Annotated in this window: 3 protein-coding genes; 2 read left to right on the top strand and 1 reads right to left on the bottom strand. The window is 72.0% G+C overall.

The window, feature by feature from the left end; translation table 11 throughout:
• The coding region (locus ACWELQ_RS41290) for an AAA family ATPase (RefSeq protein WP_452402433.1) at positions 1-766 on the bottom strand (766 nt) is incomplete at its 3' end.
• Positions 767-983: 217 nt separating this feature from the next.
• Here ACWELQ_RS41290 and ACWELQ_RS41295 point away from each other — a divergent pair.
• Together ACWELQ_RS41295 and ACWELQ_RS41300 are read left to right on the top strand one after the other, a co-directional pair.
• Entirely contained in the window at positions 984-1991 is a 1008-nt protein-coding gene (locus tag ACWELQ_RS41295) for a zinc-binding dehydrogenase (RefSeq protein ID WP_452402434.1), read from the top strand.
• Between the two features lie 32 nt (positions 1992-2023).
• A complete protein-coding gene (locus ACWELQ_RS41300; protein ID WP_452402435.1) occupies positions 2024-3355 on the top strand; it encodes a hypothetical protein in 1332 nt (443 codons plus the stop codon).
• Positions 3356-3500 lie beyond the last annotated feature (145 nt).

Here is a 3500-nt window from a genome sequence, read left to right on the forward strand (position 1 = left end):
GCCGGGGTCCCACCGTCACCGGTTCGCTCGGATCCCCGGCGTCCGCCACGGGCTGCAATCCCATGGAATCGGGCAGTTCTCGAAGCGCGAGCGGATTGCCGTCGGCGACCTCCAGCACCCGATCCACCTGTGCCGCAGACATTTCGGGATGGCGCTCGGTGATCAGGCGGCGCGCGGCACGCGGGCTCAGCCCACCGACGTCCAGCACCGGCAGACCGTCGCAACTGGTGCCGATCGGCTGCTCGTGCGCGGTGAACACCACCAGGATCGATTCCCCCTCCACCCGCCGCGTGACGAACGACAGGCAGCTCACCGAGGCCGCGTCCAGCCACTGGGTGTCGTCGACGACCACCAGCACCGGGCGTTCTTCGGCCACTTCCGACAGCAGCGTCAGCACCGCGACCCCGACCAGGAAGGGGTCGTGGGCGCGATCGGACAGACCCAGCGCGCCGCGCAGCGCCTCCGCCTGCGCCGCGGGCAGCAGTTCGAGGCGATCGACGAGCGGCCAGAGCAATTCGTGCAACGCCGCGAACGCGAGGATCGATTCGGCGCGGGTGCCGCGACAGCGCAATACCTGGAATCCCGCGGCATGGTCGGCGGTGTACTCGAGCAGGGCGGTCTTGCCGATCCCCGGATCACCCCACAGCACCAGCGATGAGCCGCGGCCCGCGCGCGCCGCGTCCAGCGCCCGATCCAGTACGGCCGTCTCGGCCGCGCGCCCGAGGAGCGTGTCGTCGGTGCCGGGCAAACTCGCTCCCGTCGTCATAGCTGCACGCTCCCGAGCCGGTTTCGACGGGATCGCGCCTGGTCAGTGGGGTGTCGCGTGACCCAGGATAGCCGGATCGAGAATATTTGCCCTTCGCTAGCGGAGAACCACCTACCGATGCGGTGACCGATGTCGCTTCCCGAACCCGTGCCTAACTTCGAAATCAATCGAGCTGTCGCCGCAGCTGGTGGCGATGCACCCGAGGAAAGGTGTTGGAGTGACAGATCTCAGCCTGCTGACCCAGCCGGTGGCACGGCAGTTGCCAGCAACCATGCGGGCGGTGCTGTGCGGCATGGCTGCCGATCGCCGCCCACGAGTGGGTCACCTACCGGTTCCCACGCCCGTCTGCGGGCAGGTCCTGATCCGGGTGCGGGCCATCGGGCTCGAACGCGCCGACCTGTCCGGCGACCGGGGCCGCGCCACGACCGCTGGGCTGCGGGTCCCGGGCGTCGAGGCGGTCGGCGTGGTGGTCGAGTGCCCGGGCCGGGAACTGCGGGTCGGCGCCCAGGTGGCCGCCCTGCTCGACGACACACAGGGCGGCGGCTGCGCCGAGTACCTGTGTGTGCCGGTGGCGCAGGTGATTTCGTTCTTCAGCGACCTGCCCTGGGCGGTCCTCGGGGCGATCCCCCGCGTGGTGCGCACCGCCTACGGTTCGCTGACGTTCGGCCTGGACACGCGGGCCGGGCAGTCGCTGCTCATTCGGGGCGGCTCGGGCCCGGTCGGCCGGGCGGCGGTGGCCCTGGGCCGCCGCCAGGGCCTGACGGTGCTGGCCACCACCCGAACACCGGGCGAGGCCACCGCACTGCACCGGGCCGGAGCGCACCATGTGCTGCTGGACGGCGGCGCGGTAGCGGAGACGGTCCGGGACCTGATCCCCGGCGGCGTGCACTCGGCGCTGGTCCTCAACGGCACGTCCGCTCTGCTGGATACGTTGCGCGCCACCAGAATCCACGGTGTCGTCTGCTGCGTCGGCGGACAGTCGGAACCGGTGCGCCTGCCCGGCTTCGACCCCGCCGACGACCTGCCGCCGGGGGTGCGGCTCACCGGATACCGGGGCCGCTCCACGGATCTGCCGCCGATCGTGCTGCAGGAGTACCTCGACGCCGTGGCGGCGGGCGATATCGCCGTCGCCGCCGATCGGGTCTTCCGTCTCGACGAGATCGGCGCGGCCCACCGCTATCTGGAATCCGGCCGACCCATGGACCGGACGGTCGTGCTCAGCTGAGCCCGGCCCGCACCGCACAGGGAGGAGTTGCCATGTCGCAGGACTGCACGGCCGTCGACACCGTCGCCGATCTGACCGGGGCCCTCGACCGCGGAGTGCGGTCGATCCGCATTGTGGGCACGCTGCGCGGGCTCACCGGACTGACCTTGCCGCCCGGGGCGATCCTCACCGGCGGCATCCTCGAATTCGATTCCGGCGGAGTCACTCTCACCCGCGACAACGAACTGCGCGACCTCACCGTGCACACCGACGTCACCGGGGTCGCGATCGGCAACGACCGCACCGTCGACGATTGCGGGGTGCTCGCCCTGCACGGGGTGACCACCCGGGGCCAGGTGCTACTGGAGGCCAGGGGCGCGGTCCGGGGCGGGCATGTCGAGATCGACGGCCTCACCGTCGCCGCCGCCGACACCCGCAAGCGGTCACCCCTGCCCAGCGGCTACGGGGTCCGGGCCAGACAGGGCGCGGTCACCGTGTGGAACCGTCAGGACGATCCCGCGGCGGTGCTCACCGCCCGGCTGCGCGGGCTCGCGGTCGGCTCCGCCGCCGAACCGGTGCGCGGCAGCGGCATCATGGTCGGCGCCCTGCGCGGTAACGGGCGGGGCGGGCGGGTGCTGGTGTCGGCGCTGTCCACCGGGGCCGTCTACACCGACGGCGGAATCGCCTCCGGCACCGCCGATCTGATCAGCGGCGGAGTCTTCGTGCTCGGCGGCGCGCAGGTCGGGACGGTGGTCAACGAGGGGCCGGTCACCACCTACGGACCCAACGACATGGTGCTCGACAACTGGGGTTCGGTGCTGCGCTGGATCGTGCGGGCCCCGGTGACCTCGTTCGGGCCCAGCGGGATCGGCTTCGTCAACTTCGGCGACATCGACGACCTCCAGGTGCGCGCTCCGATCCTCACCCACGGCGACGGCGCGCGCGGCTTCAACCTCTACGAGGGCAGCGTCGGACAGGCCGTATTCGAGGACATCACCACCCACGGCGACGGCGCCGTCGGCTTCCAGGTGACCCGGAAGATGGGGCGGCTGACCATCACCGGGGACCTGCACACCTACGGCGGCCGGGCCGCGAGCCTGGTTCGCGGGGTGCAGACCGAACTGGACGCGGTGGCGCTGAGCATCAAGCCGGGCGGCGGCATCGACACCGTCGACATCGGCGGCGCCCTGGTCAGCGAGGGCGCGGGCGTGGCCGCCGTCGAAATCGGGGGCACGCTGGGCAGATTGGACGTGGCGGGCGGCATCAGCGCGCTCGGCGACGGCGCGGACGCCGTGCACGTCCTCTTCGGCGAGCGATTCGATCTGGCCGACACCGAGATCAACGCCCGGCACGGGAAACCGCTGTCGTACACCGCGACCGGTTGACCGCCCACACACGTGCCGTCCCCGAAGCCGCCCGCGCGGACCTCACCGGCCGGTTGAGCGCCGCGCGATCGCGGACGGCACGCCCGTCGGCGTCCGCCGCCCCGCCGATTTCCGTGGTCGGCATCGGGGTTGGGGCGGCGGGCGC

This window comes from Nocardia sp. NPDC004722, assembly GCF_053601505.1.